This is a genomic window from Aquimarina sp. 433 (genome assembly GCF_054054605.1).
In genome coordinates this window covers 56,448-80,575 of sequence record NZ_JBSWZK010000011.1, presented here as the reverse complement: position 1 = coordinate 80,575, position 24,128 = coordinate 56,448, and the positions used below count along the sequence as shown (strand labels likewise).

The window sequence follows — 24,128 nt, the reverse complement described above, 5'->3', positions numbered from 1 at the left end:
TATGTGATAACTATTTAATCACTTTAAAACATAAATCATGCAAACTACAGAAAAAGTAGTGGATACAGCAGTATCTGCTACAACTGAGACCGGAGGTGCCATTATGGATTCTTTAGGAGGATTTTTTAACTCTATACAAGAAGGTGTAGGTCAATATGGATTAAAAATTGTTGGAGGAATTGTAGCCCTAATTATTGGTCTCTGGATTGTAAAGATGATCATGAAGGCCATCAAAAAAGCGTTTGACAAAAGTAATGTAGATCACACACTAAAACCTTTCTTAGTTACTTTAGTTAATTTCTTACTAAAGGTACTGTTATTTATTTCTATTGCAGGAATCGTTGGGATTCCAACAGCGACTTTTGCAGCTTTACTAGCAGCTGTTGGTTTAGCTATAGGCGGCGCCTTTAATGGTTCATTAGGACATATGGCTGCAGGAGTAATGTTATTAGTTTTCCGACCGTTTAAGGTAGGAGATCTTATCGAAACTGGAGGGAAATTAGGTTTTGTAAAGGAAATTTCGGTTTTCGTTACCATCTTAGAAACGTTCCAAAACAAAACAGAAATCATTCCTAACGGTTCTATTACTTCAGGAACAATCACCAACCTTACTACAATTGGTAACTTAAGAGTAGATATGCCTTTTGGTATCCAATATGGAACCGATATCGAAAAGGCAAAACAAATCGTGCTAGAGGTAATGAAAAATGATCCAAAAGTAATGAATGATCCTGCGCCAAGAGTTGCTGTTAATAATTTGGGAGCGAATGGAGTTGAGCTATTAGCACTACCTTATTCTACTTGCGATGATTATTGGGATGTATATTGGGATACACGTCAAAAAATTGTTGAGGCATTAGGTAATGCTAACTATGCAGCACCATTACCACAACGTATTGTAACTATGAAATCATAGTACATATTACTCATAAAAAAAGCGTCGTACATTTTGTGTACGACGCTTTTTTTTAACGATAGCCTTTATTATTTTTTCTTTTCTGCAGGTGGAGCATTTAATTTCTGACTCATTTCTAGTGAAATGGCAGATTTATCAAATGTTAGCTTTCCTGATCCAGTTTCAATAATAACGGCATTATTTTTTTCACTGAAGTCAAAAACTTTTCCATGAAGACCGCTTTTTGTAACAACACGATCTCCTTTCTTTAGTTCTTCAGCAAATTTCTTCTCCTTTTTAGCCTTTTGCATTTGTGGACGTATCATAAAAAAATACATCACTACAAATATCAGAAGTATAAAAGGTAACTGTCCTCCAAATCCTTCCATAAATATTACTCACTTACAGGAGTTCCGCTAACTGGCTTAGCTTTAGGAGTTACCATTGCCTTAATCTTAAGGATTTCTTTTCCTGCTTCAGTGTTTGCAGTAATAGTAACTTGTTTGTTCTGAGCATTAGGCTTTCCGTTAGAGTTAAACTTTACTAACATAGATCCTGTTGCTCCTGGTGCTACTGGTTCTTTAGTCCACTCAGGAACTGTACAACCACAACTACCTTTTGCGTTTACAATTACTAAAGGAGCTTTACCTGTGTTTGTAAATGTAAATGTATGCTCTACAACATCACCTTCGTTGATAGTTCCAAAATCGTGCTCTGTTTCAGAGAAAGTCATTACAGGAAAATCTGTGTTTTTTGCATCACGATCTGCAGCATCTGCTACATTTTCTTCTTTAACTTTTTCTGCTGCATTATCTTTACAAGACATAAATGTCAAAGCAAAAACACCAGCCAAAATTAAGATTCCTTTTTTCATTACTTGGGTTTTTAATTAATTGAGGGTTAAAAATACTATTTTTTTTGAACTACATAAGTCCACGGCCAACTTTATTTAATTTACCGTTTTCTTGATACTCTTTTGATATTTTATCAAGAATTCCATTGATAAATATACTACTCTTTGGAGTACTATATTCCTTTGCAATCTCTAAATATTCGTTAATTGTTACTTTTACAGGTATTGACGGAAACTTTTGAAACTCACAAATTGCCATTTTAATCACTGCTTTATCCAATTCTGCAATTCGGTCTTTGTCCCAATTTGGTGTCTTTCCTTCTATCTCTTTTGCAAACTCTACTCCTTTTAAAGCAGTTTTTCTAAAAATATCTTTTGCAAATTTTTTGTCGTCGATATCTTTATAAAGACTCGGTAATGACATATGCTCATCATGTGTCTTCTTGATTTTTCTGAGCATTTTAATAATTCCAGTATTTATAAGCGGTAGATCATCAATCCAGGTAAGTTTTTGATCCTCTATATATTCGTAGAGCTTTTCATTAGGAGCTATAATCTCTTTGAATACATCAAGAATAAAATCTTTATCCTCTTTAAAAGAGCTCATTTTTGTACTCATGTAATCTGAGTATAGCTCACTCTTTTTAATTTCTTTCCAAAGTATTTTTACATACTCGTCATCTAGATCCCAACAATTTAATTTCTTGCGATCCATAGCTTCCTTTAATTCTAGATTCTTTTCTAGCAATAAAAGAACTTCATTATTAATAAACTTTAAATTTGGGTTTTTCTCTTCTGAAGTAGCTAAATGTTTTTTCTGACTTTTTTCTACAAAATCAGCTGCATGTTTTCTTATTTCTACCAAAAGTTGCAGGTTAATAAGAAATAAATCATACATCTGATCGATACTAAAAAGTAAAAACTTTTCTTCTTTATCTAAATTATCACTTTGCGTCTGCTCCATTGCGTAGAGTGACTGCATTACTTTAACTCGAATATGTCTTCTGGTTAACATAAGAAATTACAAAGAACATTAATAAAAAGGGGGCGAAAGTGGTTCTCACTTTCGCCCTGCAAAAATACTATTATTTTTATTCTACAAGTTCTAAAACTTACATTATTATATTGTAAATTTTAGATTACTATTATTTGCTATTTTTTTTAGAAGCAATTCTTTCTTCAGCAATGCTCATTGCTGCAGCATTCGTAGTCATCCCTGTAGCTTTTGCTTTATTCAAAATATCTAATGTAGTATTGTAAATATTTTCGGTTTTAGATTTAATCTGCTCTCTACCGTACCCTTCTATTTCTGCGTATACATTAATAATACCTCCTGCATTAATTAAGAAATCAGGAGCATAAACAATACCTCTTTCTTGCAATAAAGGTCCATGGATATTCTCGGTAGCTAATTGATTATTCGCCGCTCCAGCGATCACTTTTACTTTTAACTTATCTATAGTATCGTTATTTATAGTAGCTCCTAAAGCACACGGCGCATAGATATCCGCTTCTTCTGCATATAAATCTTGTCCTCTGTATATATCAACTCCGTACGCAGCACTTACTTGCTCTAAACGTTCTTGATTGATATCTGCAATAATTACGTTAGCACCTTCTTCTGCAGTTAAACGAACTAACTCCTCTCCTACATGACCTATTCCTTGCACCAATATCTTTTTGCCTTCTAGATTATCTGTTCCATAAGCGAACTTAGCAGATGCTTTCATTCCCATATACACTCCATAAGCAGTTACTGGTGATGGATTACCAGCTCCTCCTTTTTCTTCAGAAATACCTGTTACATAAGGAGTAACTTCTCTAACAGTATCCATATCAGAAGTTTCCATTCCAACATCTTCTGCTGTGTAGTATTTTCCTCCTAAGGTATGTACAAACTCTCCAAAACGTCTCATCAATGCAGGTGTTTTGACCGTCTTAGGATCTCCGATGATTACTGCTTTACCACCACCAAGATTTAAACCAGTGATTGCAGCTTTGTAGGTCATACCTCTAGACAAACGTAATACATCATTTAATGCATCCCATTCTGTTTGATAATTATACATTCTAGTACCTCCCAAAGCAGGTCCTAAAATTGTGTTATGCACACCAATTATTGCCTTTAATCCTGTATCTTTGTCTTGACAAAAAACAACTTGTTCGTGATCATTAAAAGACAATTGTCCAAATACTGGAGCTTCTTTTTTTAATTGATTTGCAGTAAGCACTTCAGTTATCATTTTCAGAAATTTTAAAATGTTATTATTAAATAATAGTCAAAATTGGAGTGCTAAAATAATGTATTTTTACGAATTTAAAATTTTTTGTTGTTAAATTTTAAGAATTTGTTAATAATTGAGTTTCTAAAAATCAATACTTTATGCGTGCATTACAGCATCTGAACAAGTACTTCCTGAAATATAAATATCGACTCCTCATCGGTTTATTCATTACCATTATTGCCAGAATCTTTGCAGTTGCTGTTCCTAAATTTGTAGGAGACTCTGTAGAAATAGTAGAGCAATATATCAACCATACTATTACGGATATCAACGAAGTAAAATCGGGATTGATTACTAACATTTTATTAATTCTTGGTTCGGTTCTTATTGCAGCTTTCTTTACATTTTTAATGAGGCAGACTTTTATCGTTGTGTCTCGATTTATAGAATTCGATTTAAAAAATGAAGTATTCGAACATTATCAAATTTTGTCTCTGAATTTTTACAAAAAAAATCGAACAGGGGATTTGATGAATCGTATTAGTGAAGATGTTTCCAAAGTGAGAATGTATGTAGGTCCCGCGATTATGTATAGCGTAAACACAATAACATTATTTGTAGTAGTAATTGGCTATATGATTACAATTGCTCCACAATTAACATTGTATACCGTAGCGCCATTACCTATTTTATCTATTTCTATTTATAAACTTAGTGTAGCTATTCATAAGCGAAGTACTATCGTACAACAGTATTTATCAAAACTAACCACATTTACGCAAGAATCTTTTAGCGGTATTTCGGTCATTAAAGCGTATGGAATAGAAACTCAAACGTTGACCAACTTCACAGAGTTATCTAATACTAGTAAAGAAAAAAATATAGATCTGGTTAAAGTTCAGGCGCTATTTTTCCCATTAATGGTACTTCTTATCGGAGTAAGTAATCTTTTAGTCATCTATATTGGAGGTCAACAGTATATTAATGGTACTATAAAAGATCTGGGGATCATTGTGGAGTTTATCATTTTTGTAAATATGCTCACTTGGCCAGTTGCCACGGTTGGTTGGGTTACCTCAATTATTCAACAAGCAGAAGCATCGCAGGTAAGAATTAATGAGTTCTTAAGCCAAGAACCAGAAATTACAAATACGGTAACTACCGAGACACCAATTACTGGTAATATCGTATTTGATGACGTTTCATTTACTTATGATGACACAAATATTACAGCTTTAAAAAATATTAGCTTTTCTATCAATTCTGGCCAAACCATTGCAATTATTGGAAAAACAGGATCTGGAAAATCAACTATTTTGGATTTATTAGGAAGGTTATATGATGTAAGCCATGGAGAAATAAAAGTAGACAATACTCCTATTCAAAAATTAAACCTCATCGACTTAAGATCCTCGATTGGATATGTACCACAAGATGCATTTTTATTCAGCGACTCTATTAGAAACAATATTAAGTTTGGAAAAACAGACGCTTCAGATGATGATGTGATCCAAGCTGCAAAAAACTCAGCGGTTCATAAAAACATTGTAGAATTCAGTAAAGGATATGATACGGTATTAGGTGAACGTGGAATAACTTTATCCGGCGGACAAAAACAGCGTGTATCTATTGCCAGAGCAATTATTAAAGATCCATCGATATTGCTTTTTGATGATTGTTTGTCTGCGGTAGACACAGAAACAGAAGAAGAAATTCTGAATAATCTTCATAGAATTTCTAAAAATAAGACTACTTTTATCGTAAGTCATCGTGTTTCTACAGCTAGAAATGCGGATAAAATAATCGTGCTAGACGAAGGAAAAATTATCCAAAAAGGTACTCATAATCAACTATTAGAGGTCGATGGATACTACAAAGAACTGTATTTAAAACAGCTTAGCGAAAAAGAAATTTGATATTTTGTTGTACGATTAACAATTTTTTTGGATTTTTGATTCCATCGTAACAGACTAATTAATTAAGAAATAAGGATTATGAGCGATAATGAAATGTTGGATAAAGAGGAAATTTTCTCAAAAGTTTTAAGAGCAGGTAGAAGAACCTATTTCTTTGATGTAAGATCGACAAAAGCAGGGGATTATTATCTTACTATTACAGAAAGTAAAAAATTCACTAACGATGACGGATCTTTTCATTACAAAAAGCACAAGATCTATTTATACAAAGAAGATTTTGCTGGATTCACTGAGATATTAAATGAAATGACCGATTTTATCGTTAATGAAAAAGGTGAAGAAGTAATCAGTGAGAGACATCAAAGAGATTATCAGAAGTCTTATGACCACAGTGCGGTATCCGCTTCGGTTAATGAAGAAGTTACTGCTTCTACTGAAAGTTTTACAGATGTAAGCTTTGACGATATATAAGAATAATAAGTTATGTTAAACTTATGCAAACCGCTTCAATCTCTGAAGCGGTTTTTTTTATTTTCGACAGCATTAAACTCAACAATCGCAGATATCATTCCTATGAAGTACTTCTTATCTATCATTTTTTCAATTTTATCACTTTCTTCTTTTGCTCAAAAAAATCTTTCGTTAGACTATTATTTACCAAAAGATGTATCTTATAACCCTAACATTCCTACTCCACAGAGTGTTTTAGGTTTCGTTCCCGGTAAATGGCATGTTACACATGATAAGTTGGTGGAGTACATGAAAAGTTTAGCAAAAGCTTCATCTAGAATTACTATTGAAGATCGCGGAAAAACTTTTGAAGACAGACCTCTTATTCTTCTAACCATTACTTCAGAGAAAAACCATCAGAACCTAGAAAAAATTAGAAAAGAACATCTAGAACTTACAACAAGTACTTCTAACACAAAAGATATCTCATCGATGCCCGCTATTGTATACCAAGGACTTTCTATTCATGGTAATGAACCAAGTGGATCTAACGCAGGTTTAGTAGCGGCGTATTATCTTGCCGCTGCCCAAGGACCAAAAATTGATGAGCTCTTAGAAAATGTTGTTATTTTATTCGACCCATCTCTTAACCCTGATGGCTTGCAGCGATTTTCTTATTGGGCGAATACCAACAAAAGTAAAAACATTAATCCTGATCCACAGGATAGAGAATATAGCGAAGTATGGCCAGGAGGAAGAACGAATCACTACTGGTTTGATATGAATCGTGATTGGTTGCCTGTACAATTACCAGAATCAAGAGCTAGAATAGCCACTTTTCATAAGTGGTATCCTAACGTCTTAACGGATCATCATGAGATGGGAACAAATAGCACGTTTTTCTTTCAACCAGGAATACAATCAAGAACCCATCCATTAACACCAAAATTAAATCAGGAACTCACAAAGAAAATTGGCAACTACCATGCAGATGCTTTTAATAAAATTGGGTCTTTATACTATACCGAAGAAAATTTTGATGACTTCTACTACGGAAAAGGATCTACATTTCCTGATATCAATGGAGGAATAGGTATTTTATTCGAACAAGGGAGTTCTCGTGGTCATGCTCAGGAAAGTGACAACGGAATACTAACATTTCCTTTTACCATTAGAAATCAGTTTACCGCGATGTTATCGACCTTAGAAGCTGCCAAATCTATTCGTACTGAGTTATTGCAATATCAAAAAAACTTCTACTCTAACGCGCGCAGAGAAGCAGAAAATGGCGCTTATCTTTTCGGAAACGAAAAAGATGCAGCCTCTGCATATCACCTAGCCGAAATCCTAAAAAGACATCAGGTTTCATTTTATGAATTAAAAAATGATATCTCTTCTAATGGTAAAAAATTCAAAAAAGGATATAGTTATGTAGTACCAAAAAATCAAAAGCAAAGTCGCTTGATCAAAGCTATGTTCGAGAAACGCACTAAGTTCCAAGACAGTCTATTTTATGATGTATCAGCTTGGACATTCCCACTAGCTTTTAATTTGGATTATAGCGAAAGAGCTTCTACTACAGAATTAGGTAATGAAGTCACAAATTTAGAGTTTAGAAAACCTACAGCAATTGCAAAAAGCAACTATGCATATCTTATGGAGTGGCATGAATACTATACTCCAGCGGTTTTATATAAAATTCTTCGTAAAGGATTAAGAGCTAAGGTAGGAATGACACCTTTTTCTGTAGAAAACAAGAACTACGACTATGGAACTATAATGATTCCTATTCAGAATCAAAGACTGAGTGCAGACGAACTACATACATTTTTACAACAGCTAGCCGCAGAAAATCATGTGGATATCACTGGAGTTTCAACTGGCTTGACAACTGGAATAGATTTAGGAAGTAGTCAGTTTAGAGCATTAAGTTTACCAAAAATTGCATTGTTAACAGGAAACGGAATTACACCATATGACGCAGGAGAAATATGGCATGTAATGGACCAACGTTATAACATCCCGCTTACAAAACTAAATACAGAATCTTTAGAAAGAAGAGGGTTAGCCAGATATACGCATATCATTCTCCCAAACAGCTGGAATCAAAGCATGAGTAAGAATGTCATCGACAAAATAAAAACTTGGATCAGAAATGGAGGAACTCTCATTGGATATAGAAATGCCGCACAGTTTTTTAAGAACAATGAGCTCATGAAAATTGAGTTTTCTAAACCTGAAAATGATGCTAAAAATATCTCTTTCGAACAACAAAGAGATTTCTTCGGAGCGCAAGTAATTGGTGGTGCTATTTTTGAAGCAAAAACGGACAGATCTCATCCTATCAACTTTGGTTACAAGAATAATAAAATTTCCCTTTTCAGGAATACTACATTATTCATCAAACCAGATAAGCAGAGCTACAATAATCCTATTCAGTATACCAAATCTCCTTTATTAAGCGGATATATTAGTAAGAAGAATTTAGACTCATTAGCAAGCACAGTTCCTTTTAGACATCAAAGTTTAGGTAGAGGAAATACTATTTTATTTACAGACAATACTAATTTCAGAGCATTTTGGTATGGCACCAATAAATTACTAATGAATGCTATATTCTTTAGTGATGAAATGTGATAACGTTTATATTTTACATCTAACAAATACTATTAGACAGAGCAGTTTTTAAGTGCCGTTTGGCAGATGAAGTCTTTTAGACTTGGATAACCTTAATACTACTATACATATTTCGATAGTAAAAATGGGTGCTTTTATTTTACGAAGTGTTACGGTAAGCTATTTCTAAACTCCAAATAATGATGCAACACTTCATTAGGAGCTTCTGTTTGAGGATAGTGGCCAATAGTTTCTAAAATTACCACATCAGCATCAGCAATATTTTCCTTGTAGAACGTTGCCATATGCTTCCCGGAAATCGGATCTACACCTCCATTAATTAGTCTTTTCGGAATATCTGTATATTGTAAAGCTTCTCGCCAACGGATTTTATAAACCTTTCGTTCCTTTAAATACTTAATAAGCTTCGGAATTACATTTTTACCAGAATTATAGGCTATCGTTTCCCAAAAGTCATCAATTTCTTGTTCACTAGCCTGAGTTTTCTTTCCAAATATTTTTTTAAAATTTTTAGCCAAAGTATGGCGTCCCATAAAATGCTTTAACAAACCTCCTAGTGGTGTTAGTAATAATTTCTGCGTAAGTGTAGGAAAATTAGTTTCGGGAAACATACCCCCGTTTAAAAAACAAACAGAATTAATATTCAAAGGATACGCATCCTTCTCTCTTGTTCTGGCCAACATTTCCTGAACCACCGTATCTCCATAGTCATGAGCCAAAATATGGAATGAAGAAATCCCTTCAGAAAGTAAAAACGCTTCCCAAATATCTACCTGAGCACCTATTGTATAAACAAAGTCTTCAGGTTTAGATGAAAAACCAAAGCCTAACATATCTATTGCATAAACCTGGTAACTATCAACTAAACGATCCCAGATTTTATACCAATCCCAGGAAGAGGTCGGAAAACCATGAACTAGAATTAAAGGATATCCTTTACCTTCTTTTTTGTAGAAAATTTCATGATTTTTATAAGTAAAATATAATCCTGAATTCTTCCAATCCTGTAAATTCATATTATTTTTTCCCGAACATTTTTTGGATAACCCATCCTGGACCGATCAGTAAAAATTGAAGATCCTTAAGAAAAGAAGGCTTTTTTCCTTCTAATTTATGTCCGTAAAACTGACCTAACCATGCCGCTACAAAAATTCCTAAAGAAACCATCCATAAGGGAGCATATTGACCTATATAATAATTAGCAATGATACAGAGTGCGGAAAAAATCAAAATTTGCAATGCCATTTTTACTGATAATCTTACATAAAAGAACAGTACAAATAGTAATACTACAAATGCCCAGTTTTCTATAAACTGGTTATTCCCTGGGATTATAGAAGCTAAAAATCCATTAGGAATACTCATTAAAAGTCCTACGATCGAAAAATAAATAGCTGGAACACAAATAAAATGTATAAGGATATTTGTTTTATTTTGATGACTTACAGCATACTCCGCAAACCAAGTTTCTAAAGTTCTCATAATTTTATATTTTGAAATGTAACTAAGATAATAATTTTTAGACTTATAAAGTATAATATTGTAATTTCGAAACTTCATAAAAACAAAGATTATGGCACGTACACCTTCTAATATGCTTCCATTAGGCACGATAGCTCCTGATTTTACCCTTGTTGATGCTGTTACTAATAATGCAACCTCTCTAGATGATATTAAAGGTGAAAGAGGTACTGTAATCATGTTTATTTGCAATCATTGTCCTTTTGTGATACACGTAAACGAAGAAATTGTAAGAATTGCCAACGATTATCGGGTACAGGGTTTTGGTTTTGTTGCTATTAGTAGTAATGATATCGAAAACTACCCCCAAGATGCTCCGCAATTTATGTGGAAAACTGCACAGAAAAACAATTATTCGTTTCCATACTTATACGATGAAACTCAGGAAGTAGCAAAAGCTTATGATGCTGCTTGCACACCCGATTTTTACCTTTTTGATTCAGAATTAAAATTGATCTATCGTGGTCAGCTAGACGATTCTAGACCTGGAAATGGAATTCCTGTAAACGGTCGTGATCTTAGACAGGCTTTAGATGCCGTATTGCGCAATGCAACCGTTTCCGAAGTTCAAAAACCTAGTATAGGCTGTAATATAAAATGGAAGCAGCAATAACAACCTTTTACATTTCAATTCCCGCAACAATCTGAAGATGTGCCAAGTGATGATTACCATGCCATGCATAGATTCCAATATCTTCAGCTAGCGAGATAACAACATCTCCTTCGGGATGAATAAATGATTTCTCTAAATCTTCTGAAGACAATCCTTTTAAAAAATACACCCATTTCGCATGCAATGCTTTAATCATATCTAGCGAGAGATAAATTGGAGCAGATTTGGTATCGAACAATTCTGCCCATCGATCCTCATAATAAGCTTTTATTACAGGATTCTCCTCGGTTAGAGCCCATTTAAAACGGATATAGCCATTATGATGGCTATCGTGAATATGGTGAATTACCTGTCTTGCTGTCCAGCCCCCTGGTCTGTAAGGAGTTTCTAATTGTTGTTCGCTAAAATCAGCAACAAGCGTCTCTATTTTACTTGGTAAGTCTTCTATATCCTGTATCCAATTTGTAATATGTTCTGTTGTTATTTTGGACGGACACTCAAACTGCCCTATAGGGTATTGAAGATTCATAGCATTTATTCGATTTTTTTATAAAAAACTAAACTTGCAGATGCATCTTGCAAATCTTTTACTACCAATTCTACAGCGTTCAAAGATTCGATTTCATATCGATAAACATACTGATCTTTTGGAGAGGAACAATACATTACATCATCCTTTATTTTTACTTTTAATCGTTTCAGAAACTTTCCATCCCTAAAATTAAAACGTATAGTTTCTTCAAAAATCATATGCTCATCAGGAAACTGAACATTTACCCATTTCCCTTGTAACGCTTCATATGTATTTCTGTTTTTGAACTTATTATCCAATAAGGCTTTCATTCGCAAACTATAAGAAACGAAGGTTTCTTCTGGCTTTATATTTTTTACAGCATTTCCAGAAACTACTTTATAGATTTCGCTTCCTTTATCAAAAAAGTGTTTTGATTCAAATTTGGTAAACGCATTAGAATAATCCATGACTACAAGACCATCCGCATTTTTAGTTTCCATATACTGACGTTGTTTGTAGTTTACGTGTATCAGTTGATCATTCCAAAAATAGAACACAGTAATCACCATCGCATTAGGCATTCCTATCTTACGAATAATCTTCTTTAGGCGTTCGTGCTCATAATATCCATTAAGCTCTGCTCCATGATCTGCTATTTGATCTAAAAATTCCTCTGGATCCAGAGAAAAAACATCGGATTCCATATAGCTATCTATGATTTCTATCTGGTCTCTGATAGCTGCCATGGCTTCATTATTATCTTGTGTAAAAGAGTAATTTATACAACAAAATGTTAAAAAAACGATTAGTATCCACTTCATAACTATCCAAAATCGGGGTTTCTTTATTGGTTTATTATCCCAAAAAGGGTTGTAAATATCTAAATTATAGACGGGAAAGTTTACTCTTTTTGGAAAAACTTCCAAATTTTAGAAAGGAAATTAACATTTGACACTTCAAATCAAGTGTTAATTATGAGTTAAAGTGACTTTTTTATGTAGGGTAGTCAACTTTCTAGAAGAAAATAAAAAACCTCTGAATACATTTTCAGAGGTTTTTCTATAGTCAAACTATTAAAAATTATGCTATTTCACAGCCATCAATTCTACATCGAATATAAGTGTAGCATTTGGAGGAATAACACCACCTGCACCATGCTCTCCATATCCTAATGATGGTGGTATTACAAAACGAGCCTTATCCCCTACTTGTAATAATGAGATTCCTTCATCCCATCCAGGAATTACTTGTCCCATACCTAATGAAAAATCAATTGGCTGGTTGCGTTTGTAAGAAGAATCAAAAACAGTTCCGTCTGTCAAACTTCCTTTGTAGTGTACAGATACTGTTTTTCCTTTTTCTGCCTGAACACCATCTCCTTTTTGAATGATTTTATATCTCAAACCGCTCTCTGTTTTATCAAATCCAGCAGCAATCTCTTCTAGTAATTGCTCTGCAGCTTTTTTAGCAGCAGCTTCTCTTTCAGCTTTAGCACCGTTAAACTGTCTGAAAGTTTCTACAGCATTAAAATTTTCTGCTTCTGCTCCTACTCGCAAAATCTCTAAAGAATCAATAGTATCTCCCTGTGCAATGGTATCCACAACATCTTGTCCTTCTACTACTTTTCCAAAAACAGTATGCTTACCGTCCAACCAAGCAGTTTCTACATGTGTTATAAAAAACTGACTTCCATTAGTTCCTGGTCCTGCATTTGCCATAGATAATACTCCTGGTCCATCATGCTTTAAATCTGGATGGATTTCATCATCAAATTTATAACCAGGTCCACCAGCACCTGTTCCCTGTGGATCTCCTCCTTGAATCATAAAATCAGGAATTACTCTATGAAATTTTAATCCATTGTAATAAGGCTTTCCTTGTGGAATAGCTTGGTTATCCATGTTTCCTTCGGCCAAACCAACAAAGTTTCCAACCGTTCCTGGAGTTTTTTTATACTCTAGATTCACAAGGATACTTCCTTTTGTAGTATTAAATTTTGCGTATAATCCGTCTTGCATAACTGCGTATTTTTAAGCTTGTTAAAATTTGAGCTGCAAAGATAGGTAATTAGGTAGTTTTTATCCTATAAAACAGTCGATTGTTTAGCAACATAATCCTATGGAATTCATACGCTTTTAAAGCATTCTCATATAACAAAATATTGGCTAATCAATCATATCCAATAATTCTTGTGCTTCTTTATATTTATAATTGCTATTATTATCTAAGATAGTTTGCAATGTCTGTTTAAGTTTTGTCCTATTTTTTTGTTTTAAAAAGACTAAAGCGCGATACCATTTTGCCTTTTTAGCCTGCAAAGTATTTGAATCTTCCAACCTCTTAAACTGTACTAAAGCACGGTCAAATTCACCCAGTTCTATGTAAGCAATACCATTATAAATATAACTTAATGGGTTTATTGTAGCTTCTTTTTGATGGTATTCTGAAAAAGATTGAGTGGCCTCCTCATATTTTTGAGCTTCGAATAACAATTGAGCTTCTTCCAATAATTTGTGGGCATCCTCTCCTCTGGTTACAAGAGAAGGTATTTCATCTAAATGTATGTACGAAGCATATAATTCTTCGTAATTCCTATCCTTAAAAACAAATAAAGAAACTGTAAGTAATACCGCAATAGATGCTGCAATACCAATAAACCAAAATCTTCTAGAATTTACACTGGTTCGGTTTTCCGTGATCACTTCATTGATGGTAGCTTTTATATCTGAAGCTTCATCACTCTTAAAAAAAGACTGTAATTGTTTTGCCTGATCTGTCTTTAATATGTCTTCATCCCCTTCTGCCCAACTTTCATTTCCATACATTGCAAACATCTCTTTTTGCAATTTAAATTCTTGAGCAAGTGCTGCATCTGTGCGAAGTCTTTCCTCGAACGCTTGTTGTTCTGATATTGACATATTACCACTTAGGTAATCATCAATTTCTATCGGATAATCCTTCATAATTCTTTGATTTGGTTAAATCTACTATCTTTTTTAATCAATTTTGTCAACTGTGACTTACAATTAAAAATACGTTGTCTTACCACATTATCACTGTTGTAACCAAGTTTTTCTACAATTTCTTTATAGGGTACTTTGTTAAAAAACATTTGTAACAATTGCTTACAATTATCGGATAACTCGGCTAGTTTTTCCTGAAACAATTCCCATTTTTCCTGTTCCAATGTTCCCATGGTCAAGTCTTCTGCTTCTTTATCACGTTCAACAATCTCATTATTTGTTACTATCCGTTTTTGTTTATTTAGGTCTCTACGCCATAAATTTCTACAGGCTACATAAAGATAACCAGTGAATGAACCTTCTACAGAGAACTCTTTAACCCGATATCTGGCAATTAATTGCATCAAAGCTTTCTGAAAAACATCTTCTGCATCACTAACACTTCCATTATTATTTAATACAAAACTTCTTATTTTGGGGAATTGATTTACATACAAATCTTGTATAACCTTTTTATCACCCGCTACGAGAAGTTTTAGTTGATCTTTTTCATTTATAGACATTAAGAGATCTTTAACGTTAAATTTTTTTTACTTTCGCGTAGTAACATTTATTAGGTTCGGGAAATATACTAATGAATAATGAAAACAAAAAACATTTAAAAATGAAAAAAATCACGTTACTATTAGTAGCGGCAGTCTTTGCAATTGGAATACAAAGCTGTTCTACGGAAGAAGAAGTATTATTAGAAGAGAAGGTAAACCCTAAGGAACAACAAAAATCTTTAATAGGATTACCGAAACTTAGCCAAAATTACATGTATGTCTTTTTCTCTGAATCTATTTCTGAAGACAAACGTTTGGAATTAAAAAATTTATTAAGAAAAAGAGTTTACAGCACACTTTTAACATATTTAGATAAATCATGTTCCGAGATGGAAACTTGGGATGTTGGCGATTATGATCCAGTGCTATTTGCTCAATCAGGTTTTGCAGCATTACCGGGTGGCACTATCACTGCAGAAATTGATGAAGATGAAGAAGGTACTGATGTAGAATATAGTTTGAATAATAATTCAAGTATTTTTTCTATTGAATATATTGGTGGTTACAGGATAGTTCATTATAGGACTGATATAATACCAGAACCTTGCCCAAGTAATGACCCTTTATTACTAAATTAATTAAGCGAAATAATTTTGAACTTTTTAAAAAATAAAAAACAGCTATTCATAAAAAATATTACGGTAGCTGTTTTTTTTATATTTCATTATCATCCTATTACCGCACAAAAAATTTCAAAAAGATTAGATTCCATACACAAATTAGAGGTTAATAAATCAGAAAAAATTAAACTCTACGACGCACTCATTAGTAGATATGAAAAGTTAAACAACTATACCCAATTAGGATCTGATGCGCATCAGATTGCTGAATGGCTTCATATAAATACAAATACAAAACAAAAGGCGATAGAAATGGTACAAACTGCCATTGATGCTAGAATAAAAGCCATACCTTTTAATCCTGATCTGCTCAAAAGAAGTTATAATAATTTAGGACTTTATTATTTTAAAGGAAAACAATATCAAGCATCTATAAAGGTTTATAAAACTCTTATAAAAGTAACAGCTACTGATTTTCTAATTGGTCGAGGTTACTACATGATGGGAAGAAATTTTAACAAATTAGAAGATCCCTATCAAGCTATCACATATTTCCAAAAAGCTCAATATTACTTCAAAAATGACAAAAAATACCTAAGTAAAAATCATTATCAACTTAGTAAGGCTTATAGAATAATAAGGAGTCGCAAAAACTCCGAAAAAGTACTCTATCATCTAAAAACATCTGAAAAACTTTTACTAGAAAATAATAAAATAGATTATAGAAGATTATTTAATATTAATAATGAAATTGGCAGATGGTATTTTGAGCAACTTCAGGACACACTTAATGGCGAAAAATATTTTAAAAAAGCAGACAAAATTACCCAAAACATTAATGATATTAGATATCAGGCTGTGATATCTTATAATCTAGGTCTTACCTATATTGATAGAGATAATTTAGCAGCTAAACAATATATTGATATTTCATATAAAAAATTCTTAGAAGCCAAAATGGAACTCAAGCTTCCATATTTTGGGATGGGATTATTAGCCAACTCTAATAAAAATTACATTCAGGCAGAAGAATATTATTATAAATGTTTATCTGAATTTTTTGAGAGCACTATTTCCTATGATACCATTGATAATTTTTTAACAAAAGAAAAACTGACCGATATTAAAGACAGAATGTTCTTGTTAGAAATCTTAAAATACGCTATCGATAATTATATTGATTGGGGTATAAAGGCAAATAACAGTTCGTATCATCAAAAAGCTATTAGATTGGTAAAAGTATCTGACAGGTTAATTAATCTCATGCTCGAAAGCACCAATTCTGACAATTCTAAGTTATTATGGCGTAGTATTGCTTCTGGAACTTATGCATCAGGAATCCAAGCCAGTTTGGAAGCAGATGATATTGATTATGGATTTTTTCTTTCAGAAAAAAACAAAGCTTTACTACTACAACAAGAAATTCTAAAAGAGAATAGTTCGATTCCATCTGATTTTATAGAATATGAACGCTCTTTACAAAGAGAGTTGATAAGTTTACAAAAGGAACAAGAACGTTCTAACTCTGTTAATGATTCTCTTTTTATGAGTTTATTATTCGACAAGCAAGAAGAACTCTATCACTTAAGAGATTCTATCAAAACACTATATCCAGATTATATAAAAGAAAGGCAATCTTCTGCATTACTTACTCCTCTATCCGATATTGTAATTAAAGATAATGAAATCGTTATGCAATATATGATGACCGAAAGGATTGCAGGTATATTCCCAAACACCTATTGTTTAGTATTATCTAAAGATGCTAAAAAATTATTTAAACTAGAGAATACAAAAGACCTGCATGATAAAATATTTACCTTACGAGCACTTTTAAACAAACCTTTTAGAAATCAAGAAGATATCCTGAATTATAAAAAAAGAGCAACTACATTATATCATTCTCTTTTTCCAGAAGAAATAAGACCGTTACTAAAAAACAAAAAAATTACTATCGTACCGGATCATTTACTATCTAACCTTCCGTTTGAAGCTCTGATTACAGATACTGGTAATTATCTATTAGAGGAAAATGAAATTAGCTATACCTATTCGTTATCCTTTCAAAAACAAAACACCGAAAGAAAAAGAAATTCCAATGAGGAGTTTTTGGGTATAGCTCCAAAAGATTTCAAAAATGATCTTACTAGCTTACCCAACAGTATCCAAGAAATTAAATCTGGCATCAAACAATATTCTGGTAAACTTTTGCAAAATGAAGAAGCAACGAAAGATAATTTCATTAAAGAAATAAAAGACTATAAAATCGTTCATCTAGCAACTCATGCTTTTGCTAGTGATTCGATTACTCCATGGATCTCTTTTAAAAACGAAAAAATTACCAATGCAGAAATTGATCTTTTAAGAAATAATGCAGATATGGTCGTATTGAGTGCTTGTAACACCTCCTTGGGAGAAGTACATAGCGGAGAAGGTGTTTTGAGCCTAGCTAGAAGTTTTTTTAAATCTGGCGCAAATACCGTGATTCCGTCTTTATGGAGTACCAATGATAAAGCTACGGCTACGATCACTGCTGATTTTTATAAAAACTTAAGCGAAGGACAAACCAAATCAGCAGCCTTAAGAACGGCAAAACTAAATTATCTACAAAGCAATACCGATGCAGAAGCATCACCACACTATTGGGCATCGATGATCCTTATCGGAGATACAGGAACATTGTTGCCACAATCCAATAATTTGTGGATTTTTTTGTTAGGATTTGGGATTATCGCAGCGATTGCATTAAGCTTGTATGTTTACAAAAGAGTAACCCGAGTATGATAAGAAGTCTTACACTTTATTTTTTCTTATGGTTGACTACATTAGTTTGTCATGCACAACAAATTTCTTCTGCTTTAGACTCTATTCATCAATTGAATCCGGAAGATGATTACGGTAATATTCATTTATATGATTCTTTACTTACGCATTATAAAAAAACTAAAAACTATACGCAGCTAGGATCTGATGCACATCAATTAGCAAAATGGCTAGTTCGTGAAAATCAATTAGAGAAAACTATAGAAGTTCTAAAAACGGGTATAGCAGCAAGAAAAAAAGCAGTCCCATTTAACCCTGATTTATTAAAAAGAAGCTATCTTAATTTAGGTAACTATTTTAAATTAAAAGAAGACTACAATAATTGCATACAAGCTTACTTAGATATGATTTCGGTTAAAGAATCTACAGATTTAAACGAAATATCATACGCTCGATTAGGACATATATACAAAAGAACCGAAGCCCACTACAAATCAGTTGATGCGTTTAATAAGGCTTTTAAATTTTATGATCCTGAAAAAGATAGGAAAAAAATCATCAAAAACCATATAGACATAGTTGGCGCTTATAAGGACTTACGAAGTTATGGGTATCAAGAAAAAGATACCATAACTGATAAATTGCTCTACCACTTACTAACCGCTGATTCTATATTAAAAACACAACAGAAACCATCTTTAAATGATCATTTTCTTGTGAATTTAGAAATTGGACTTTTTTATGATAACAAGAAAAAATTCCCTAAAAAAGAAAAAACAATATTCTATTTTGAAAAGGCATTTGAACTTGCAGAAAAGCTAGACAATAGCAATTATCTAGCCGGAGTACACGTGAATTTAGGGCAGACCTATTTATCCCTTGAGAATTTTGAACAATCTAAAAATCATTTTTCAAAGGCTTTACAATATTCAAAAAACAATAGATATAATACATTTGTATCTCTTCTTGGTGTAGCTAGTATAGCATCCGAAAAAGAAAATTATGAAGACGCCCATAAATATTATAAGAAATCACTAGCGCTTCTTTTGAATAAAACGGAATATGATCAAAATTGGCCTCCTTTATTTAAAAACATACAACACTCTGATTATAAAGAAGAAATTCTAGATATATTCCGATACAGCATAATTGATTATTTGAAAGAAGCGAAGCAATCCAAAAACAAAGACTTATTCGATAGGGTTGTACAATTGGTTAAATCCTGTGATTCCATTATAGACTATACTACGAACAAAAACTTTTCTCAACTCGAAAAGTTAAGAAATAAAGATATAAGCTCTGAATTTTATAATATGGGATTAGAAGCGTCTTTATACACCAATAATCTAGATGATGCTTTTTATTTGATGGAAAAAAGCAAAGCGATGTTATTAATGACTGATATTTATCAAAAAAACCGATCATTACCTACCGATATAGCATCTAAAAAAACAAATTACGAGCGTAGGATCCAAAAACTACAAAATCAACTTTTCCTGGCAGTAGATAGTGAAAAAGATTCATTAACTACAACAATTAAAAAGATAAAAAAACGATATACTCGCTTTATAGATTCTATTGAAGTAATATATCCCACCTATAGCAATCCTATTGAAGCACCAAAGATTTTACCACTTTCTGAGGTTTCAGTTAAAGAAAATGAAGTCATCATACAATATTCCATGGCGGAAAGAAATGCCGGAGCATTACCACATGCCTATGTAATGACACTTACTAAGGATACACAAAAAATGCTTGAGATACCTGAGGTCGATATATTAATTGAAGACATCAAAACCCTTAGAAAACTGCTAGATCAACCTTTTACAACTACAGAAGATATTACTACCTATAGAAAAACATCCAATGATATCTACAAATCTTTATTTCCAGAAGAAATAAGAGCAGTGCTCAAAGGTAAAAAAGTAACTATCATACCTGATCACATGCTTGGTCTGATTCCTTTTGAAGCCCTAGTTACTGATCCAGATAATACTAAGTACCTAATCGAAGACTGCGAAATTGATTATGCTTTTTCACTTACCTTCCAACAGCAAAATGCTAAAATATCCCGAAAAGCAGCGCAGGATTTCTTGGGTATTGCTCCAGTAAATTTTTCACAAGGTTTAACCGCACTACAAAACAGCAACAAAGAGATCACAGCTGCGAATGCATTCTATAGTGGGGATTTATTAGTAGACCAAGAAGCTACCAAAGAAAACTTTATTAAAAAGATCAAGAATTATAAAATCTTACATCTTGCTACACATGCAGATGCATCAGACTCTATTGCACCATGGATTGCATTTAGAAATTCGAAACTCACGGATTTAGAACTTAATTCATTACAAAGTCAGGCAGAATTGGTAGTATTAAGTGCATGCAATACATCTTTAGGGAAAATAAGCCGTGGCGAAGGTATTCTGAGTCTTGCCAGAGGTTTTTTTAAATCGGGTGCTAATACGGTCATTCCATCTTTATGGAGTACCAATGATAAAGCGACTGCTACGATCACTGCTGATTTTTATAAAAACCTAAGCGAAGGGCAAACCAAATCAGCAGCTTTACGACAAGCAAAACTTAATTATCTGCATAACAACACAGATGCTGAAGCATCACCCCATTATTGGGCATCAATGATCCTTATTGGAGATACAGGAACATTGTTGCCACAATCTAATGATTTATGGATGTTTTTGTTAGGATTTGGGATTATCGCAGCGATTGCATTAAGCTTGTACGTTTACAAAAGAATAACCCGAGTATGATAAGAAATCTTATACTTTATTTTTTCTTATGGTTGACTACATTAATTTGTAATGCACAACAAATTTCTTCTGCTTTAGACTCTATTCATCAATTGAATCCGGAAGATGATTACGGTAATATTCATTTATATGATTCTTTACTTACGCATTATAAAAAAACTAAAAACTATACGCAGTTAGGATCAGATGCACATCAATTAGCAAAATGGCTAGTTCGTGAAAATCAATTAGAGAAAACTATAGAAGTAATAGAAACAGGAGTTGCAGCAAGAAAAAAAGCGGTTCCTTTTAATCCAGAATTACTTAAAAGAAGCTATGTAAATCTTGGAAATTATTATACGCTTCAAAAAAATTATACTAAAGCAATACAAGCCTATGAAAATATGCTTGACATAAAGGAAAGTACTATTTTTAATGGACTATCGTATACAAGACTTGGTACTATTTATAATAAATTAGAAGATCCTCATAGAGCTGTTGAACATTTTTCTAAAGCCTTTGAATTATACCATCCAGAAAAGGATAAAAAGAGAATCATAACAAATCATATCAAAATATCATCAGCATACTTAAAACAAGGAAGCGATATATCTACCAACAGGACCTTACATCACCTATTAACTGTAGATTCTTTAATAAAAACTCAAAAAAAAGCAAAATTAACAGATTTATATAGTATCAATCTTAATCTGGGTGCTGTTTACAGTACTGAATTTTTCCTTGATCATAAAAAAGCCGTGTTCTATTTCGAAAAAGCTCTTAAATATGCAGTAGACTTAAATAATAATAAATATATCGGAGCGATTTACTCTAATATAGGATTTGCCAACTTAGAGCTAAACAACCTTGAGATTTCTGAACAATATTTCAGAAAATCCCTAGATTACTTGGATAAAAATGAGTTTTTAAGGGCTTCTTACTTTTTGGGTATGGCATCCATAGCTTCTAAACGAGAAAATTATTCACTTGCACAAGAGTTCTATCAGAAATATTTTATCCATATCCTTAATAATCAAAAAGCAGGAGAATCCTGGACGCCCGTAGCAGAAGATTTAAAAACTTCGAACAGAAAAGAAAAGATTTTAAAATTATTTAATTATAGAACTGAAGATTATCTAAAACAAGTAAAGCTTGAAAATAATGATGCTATTTACACAGAAATACTTAAAATTGTCAAATTAAATGATTCTTTAATTAACTATATGACGATTGAAGATTTTTCTTATGGCACTAAATTATTAGCCAGAGATCTAGAATCAGAAATAAACATTATGGGATTAGAAGCTTGTTATCAAACAAATGATTTAGAGACAGCTTTTTATTTAATGGAAAAAAGCAAGGTAGTTTTATTAATGTTTACGATGAATGATCAAAGCACATCGTTACCTCACAAAATATTATCCAATAAAGTTAACTATAAAAATGCAATAGAAGATTTACAAAGTAAAGTGCTAATTGCTATTGATAAAGACAAGGATTCTTTAATAAAACTTCTCAATAAAGAAAAAGAACAATATAGAATATTCAAAGACTCTTTAAGCGCCAAGTATCCTGATGATGTTTCTAATAGTAAAATACCCAAAATATTAGAACTATCAGAAGTAGAAGTTCCAGAAAATGAAATCATTATTCAATATGCCATGGCAGAGAGAAGAGCAGGAGAACTTCCTCATGCATATATGCTAGTTTTTGCTAAGGATAGTCAAAAAATGTTTAAGATATCCAATATAAAAACCTTAATTGATAATATCAAAAAGCTCAGAAAACTCTTAAACCAACCTTTTACAACTAAAGAAGATATTACTACCTACAGAAAAACATCCAATGATATCTATAACGCTTTATTTCCAAAAGAAATAAGTACAGTACTCAAAGGTAAACAAGTAACCATTATCCCAGATCATATGATTGGTATGATCCCTTTTGAAGCCCTGGTAACTAATCTAGATAATAATACTTATCTCATCGAAGATTGCGAAATTGATTACGCTTTTTCACTTACCTTCCAACAGCAAAATGCTAAGATATCCAGAACAGCAGCGCAGGATTTTTTGGGTATTGCACCTGTAAACTTCAAACAAGAACTTACACCTTTAAAAAACAGTAATAAAGAGATTACGGCTGCGAATGCATTCTATAGTGGGGATTTATTAGTAGACCAAGAAGCTACCAAAGAAAACTTTATTAAAAAGATCAAGGATTATAAAATCTTACATCTTGCTACACATGCAGATGCATCGGACTCTATTGCTCCATGGATCGCTTTTAGAAATTCGAAACTCACGGATTTAGAACTTAATTCATTGCAAAGTGAGGCAGAGTTGGTAGTATTAAGTGCATGCAATACATCTTTAGGAAAAATAAGCCGTGGAGAAGGTATTCTGAGTCTTGCCAGAGGTTTTTTTAAATCGGGGGCTAATACGGTCATTCCATCTTTATGGAGTACCAATGATAAGGCGATTGCTACGATCACTGCTGATTTTTATAAAAACCTAAGCGAAGGACAAACCAAATCGGCAGCTTTACGGACTGCAAAACTAAATTATCTACATCACAACACAGATGCAGAAGCATCACCACACTATTGGGCATCGATGATCCTTATTGGAGATACAGGAACATTGTTGCCACAATCTAATGATTTATGGATGCTGTGGATCGGATTAGTTGCAGTACTACTTTTGTGTTTAGTATATTTCTTAGTTAAAAAAACAAGATAATTGTTAGTGCACCGAAAAATTCGATTTGTGTAAAAAATCTGTTAATTTTTCTATAAATAAGAAAGAACGATAGTAACAATTTCTTTTTCTAAAGAACGTCTTTGTAGACATAGCGCCTGAATGTC

Annotated in this window: 20 protein-coding genes; 9 read left to right on the top strand and 11 right to left on the bottom strand. The window is 32.8% G+C overall.

Annotation, left to right across the window (positions count from 1 at the left end):
* Window positions 1–37 precede the first annotated feature (37 nt).
* Window positions 38–916: a mechanosensitive ion channel family protein gene (locus tag ACWNT5_RS19955; RefSeq protein WP_299609371.1), complete on the top strand. Its 879-nt coding sequence runs from the start codon at window positions 38–40 to the stop codon at window positions 914–916.
* A 68-nt stretch (window positions 917–984) separates the two neighbouring features.
* On the opposite strand, the gene yajC is transcribed toward ACWNT5_RS19955, so the two are convergent.
* From yajC to ACWNT5_RS19935, 4 genes are all read right to left on the bottom strand, one after another.
* The gene (gene yajC / locus ACWNT5_RS19950; protein WP_299609368.1) at window positions 985–1,284 is read right to left on the bottom strand and encodes a preprotein translocase subunit YajC; all 300 of its coding nucleotides are present in this window, start codon (window positions 1,282–1,284) and stop codon (window positions 985–987) included.
* 5 nt (window positions 1,285–1,289) lie between these two features.
* The gene (locus ACWNT5_RS19945) at window positions 1,290–1,769 is read right to left on the bottom strand and encodes a DUF1573 domain-containing protein (RefSeq protein ID WP_219009918.1); all 480 of its coding nucleotides are present in this window, start codon (window positions 1,767–1,769) and stop codon (window positions 1,290–1,292) included.
* 49 nt (window positions 1,770–1,818) lie between these two features.
* Window positions 1,819–2,730, bottom strand: coding sequence for a transcription antitermination factor NusB (gene nusB, locus ACWNT5_RS19940; protein WP_299899901.1), 912 nt, complete (start codon window positions 2,728–2,730; stop codon window positions 1,819–1,821).
* A gap of 163 nt (window positions 2,731–2,893) precedes the next feature.
* Window positions 2,894–3,991 (bottom strand): Glu/Leu/Phe/Val family dehydrogenase, encoded by a 1,098-nt coding sequence (locus tag ACWNT5_RS19935; RefSeq protein ID WP_299609359.1) that lies wholly within the window; start codon window positions 3,989–3,991, stop codon window positions 2,894–2,896.
* Window positions 3,992–4,131: 140 nt separating this feature from the next.
* On the opposite strand from ACWNT5_RS19935, the gene ACWNT5_RS19930 reads away from it, so the two are divergent.
* From ACWNT5_RS19930 to ACWNT5_RS19920, 3 genes are all read left to right on the top strand, one after another.
* Window positions 4,132–5,889, top strand: a complete 1,758-nt coding sequence (locus tag ACWNT5_RS19930) for an ABC transporter ATP-binding protein (RefSeq protein WP_456518383.1) — start codon at window positions 4,132–4,134, stop codon at window positions 5,887–5,889.
* 78 nt (window positions 5,890–5,967) lie between these two features.
* Complete coding sequence (locus tag ACWNT5_RS19925) at window positions 5,968–6,360, top strand: PUR family DNA/RNA-binding protein (RefSeq protein WP_299609354.1); 393 nt, start codon at window positions 5,968–5,970, stop codon at window positions 6,358–6,360.
* 102 nt (window positions 6,361–6,462) lie between these two features.
* On the top strand, window positions 6,463–8,976 hold the full coding sequence (locus ACWNT5_RS19920) for a M14 family metallopeptidase (RefSeq protein WP_456518382.1): 2,514 nt from the start codon (window positions 6,463–6,465) through the stop codon (window positions 8,974–8,976).
* A gap of 149 nt (window positions 8,977–9,125) precedes the next feature.
* Here the strand turns inward: ACWNT5_RS19920 and ACWNT5_RS19915 are convergent, their stop codons facing one another.
* Together ACWNT5_RS19915 and ACWNT5_RS19910 are read right to left on the bottom strand one after the other, a co-directional pair.
* Complete coding sequence (locus ACWNT5_RS19915) at window positions 9,126–9,992, bottom strand: alpha/beta fold hydrolase (RefSeq protein WP_456518381.1); 867 nt, start codon at window positions 9,990–9,992, stop codon at window positions 9,126–9,128.
* Window position 9,993: 1 nt separating this feature from the next.
* Window positions 9,994–10,458 (bottom strand): Mpo1 family 2-hydroxy fatty acid dioxygenase, encoded by a 465-nt coding sequence (locus ACWNT5_RS19910; RefSeq protein WP_299899907.1) that lies wholly within the window; start codon window positions 10,456–10,458, stop codon window positions 9,994–9,996.
* A 91-nt stretch (window positions 10,459–10,549) separates the two neighbouring features.
* Between ACWNT5_RS19910 and ACWNT5_RS19905 the strand changes: the two genes are divergently transcribed.
* The gene (locus ACWNT5_RS19905) at window positions 10,550–11,110 is read left to right on the top strand and encodes a thioredoxin family protein (RefSeq protein WP_456518380.1); all 561 of its coding nucleotides are present in this window, start codon (window positions 10,550–10,552) and stop codon (window positions 11,108–11,110) included.
* Between the two features lie 7 nt (window positions 11,111–11,117).
* On the opposite strand, the gene ACWNT5_RS19900 is transcribed toward ACWNT5_RS19905, so the two are convergent.
* The 5 genes from ACWNT5_RS19900 to ACWNT5_RS19880 form a co-directional block, all read right to left on the bottom strand.
* Complete coding sequence (locus tag ACWNT5_RS19900; RefSeq protein ID WP_299609343.1) at window positions 11,118–11,639, bottom strand: YfiT family bacillithiol transferase; 522 nt, start codon at window positions 11,637–11,639, stop codon at window positions 11,118–11,120.
* Between the two features lie 5 nt (window positions 11,640–11,644).
* Entirely contained in the window at window positions 11,645–12,370 is a 726-nt protein-coding gene (locus tag ACWNT5_RS19895) for a hypothetical protein (RefSeq protein ID WP_299609341.1), read from the bottom strand.
* Between the two features lie 339 nt (window positions 12,371–12,709).
* Window positions 12,710–13,642 carry a peptidylprolyl isomerase gene (locus ACWNT5_RS19890; RefSeq protein ID WP_456518379.1) on the bottom strand — a complete coding sequence of 311 codons (933 nt, stop codon included), beginning with the start codon at window positions 13,640–13,642 and terminating at the stop codon, window positions 12,710–12,712.
* Window positions 13,643–13,789: 147 nt separating this feature from the next.
* Window positions 13,790–14,587, bottom strand: a complete 798-nt coding sequence (locus ACWNT5_RS19885) for a tetratricopeptide repeat protein (RefSeq protein WP_456518378.1) — start codon at window positions 14,585–14,587, stop codon at window positions 13,790–13,792.
* The gene (locus tag ACWNT5_RS19880) at window positions 14,584–15,150 is read right to left on the bottom strand and encodes an RNA polymerase sigma factor (protein ID WP_456518377.1); all 567 of its coding nucleotides are present in this window, start codon (window positions 15,148–15,150) and stop codon (window positions 14,584–14,586) included. The genes ACWNT5_RS19885 and ACWNT5_RS19880 overlap by 4 nt, the downstream gene beginning before the upstream one ends.
* A 101-nt stretch (window positions 15,151–15,251) precedes the next feature.
* Here ACWNT5_RS19880 and ACWNT5_RS19875 point away from each other — a divergent pair, with 101 nt between their 5' ends.
* The 4 genes from ACWNT5_RS19875 to ACWNT5_RS19860 are packed head-to-tail and all read left to right on the top strand — an operon-like array spanning window position 15,252 to window position 24,003.
* Entirely contained in the window at window positions 15,252–15,770 is a 519-nt protein-coding gene (locus ACWNT5_RS19875; protein ID WP_456518376.1) for a hypothetical protein, read from the top strand.
* Between the two features lie 15 nt (window positions 15,771–15,785).
* Entirely contained in the window at window positions 15,786–18,536 is a 2,751-nt protein-coding gene (locus ACWNT5_RS19870; protein ID WP_456518375.1) for a CHAT domain-containing protein, read from the top strand.
* Entirely contained in the window at window positions 18,533–21,283 is a 2,751-nt protein-coding gene (locus ACWNT5_RS19865) for a CHAT domain-containing protein (protein ID WP_456518374.1), read from the top strand. The genes ACWNT5_RS19870 and ACWNT5_RS19865 overlap by 4 nt, the downstream gene beginning before the upstream one ends.
* Window positions 21,280–24,003: a CHAT domain-containing protein gene (locus ACWNT5_RS19860; protein WP_456518373.1), complete on the top strand. Its 2,724-nt coding sequence runs from the start codon at window positions 21,280–21,282 to the stop codon at window positions 24,001–24,003. Before ACWNT5_RS19865 ends, ACWNT5_RS19860 begins: the two co-directional genes overlap by 4 nt.
* The last annotated feature ends 125 nt before the right edge of the window (window positions 24,004–24,128 follow it).

Coding starts and splice junctions, on each gene's coding strand:
- ACWNT5_RS19905 (WP_456518380.1), top strand. CDS start 10,550: ATGGCACGTACACCTTCTAATATGCTTCCATTAGGCACGATAGCTCCT.
- ACWNT5_RS19865 (WP_456518374.1), top strand. CDS start 18,533: ATGATAAGAAGTCTTACACTTTATTTTTTCTTATGGTTGACTACATTA.
- ACWNT5_RS19935 (WP_299609359.1), bottom strand. CDS start 3,991: ATGATAACTGAAGTGCTTACTGCAAATCAATTAAAAAAAGAAGCTCCA.
- ACWNT5_RS19925 (WP_299609354.1), top strand. CDS start 5,968: ATGAGCGATAATGAAATGTTGGATAAAGAGGAAATTTTCTCAAAAGTT.
- ACWNT5_RS19885 (WP_456518378.1), bottom strand. CDS start 14,587: ATGAAGGATTATCCGATAGAAATTGATGATTACCTAAGTGGTAATATG.
- ACWNT5_RS19930 (WP_456518383.1), top strand. CDS start 4,132: ATGCGTGCATTACAGCATCTGAACAAGTACTTCCTGAAATATAAATAT.
- ACWNT5_RS19860 (WP_456518373.1), top strand. CDS start 21,280: ATGATAAGAAATCTTATACTTTATTTTTTCTTATGGTTGACTACATTA.
- ACWNT5_RS19900 (WP_299609343.1), bottom strand. CDS start 11,639: ATGAATCTTCAATACCCTATAGGGCAGTTTGAGTGTCCGTCCAAAATA.
- yajC (WP_299609368.1), bottom strand. CDS start 1,284: ATGGAAGGATTTGGAGGACAGTTACCTTTTATACTTCTGATATTTGTA.
- ACWNT5_RS19945 (WP_219009918.1), bottom strand. CDS start 1,769: ATGAAAAAAGGAATCTTAATTTTGGCTGGTGTTTTTGCTTTGACATTT.
- ACWNT5_RS19880 (WP_456518377.1), bottom strand. CDS start 15,150: ATGTCTATAAATGAAAAAGATCAACTAAAACTTCTCGTAGCGGGTGAT.
- ACWNT5_RS19915 (WP_456518381.1), bottom strand. CDS start 9,992: ATGAATTTACAGGATTGGAAGAATTCAGGATTATATTTTACTTATAAA.
- ACWNT5_RS19875 (WP_456518376.1), top strand. CDS start 15,252: ATGAAAAAAATCACGTTACTATTAGTAGCGGCAGTCTTTGCAATTGGA.
- ACWNT5_RS19955 (WP_299609371.1), top strand. CDS start 38: ATGCAAACTACAGAAAAAGTAGTGGATACAGCAGTATCTGCTACAACT.
- ACWNT5_RS19910 (WP_299899907.1), bottom strand. CDS start 10,458: ATGAGAACTTTAGAAACTTGGTTTGCGGAGTATGCTGTAAGTCATCAA.
- ACWNT5_RS19895 (WP_299609341.1), bottom strand. CDS start 12,370: ATGGCAGCTATCAGAGACCAGATAGAAATCATAGATAGCTATATGGAA.
- ACWNT5_RS19890 (WP_456518379.1), bottom strand. CDS start 13,642: ATGCAAGACGGATTATACGCAAAATTTAATACTACAAAAGGAAGTATC.
- ACWNT5_RS19920 (WP_456518382.1), top strand. CDS start 6,463: ATGAAGTACTTCTTATCTATCATTTTTTCAATTTTATCACTTTCTTCT.
- nusB (WP_299899901.1), bottom strand. CDS start 2,730: ATGCAGTCACTCTACGCAATGGAGCAGACGCAAAGTGATAATTTAGAT.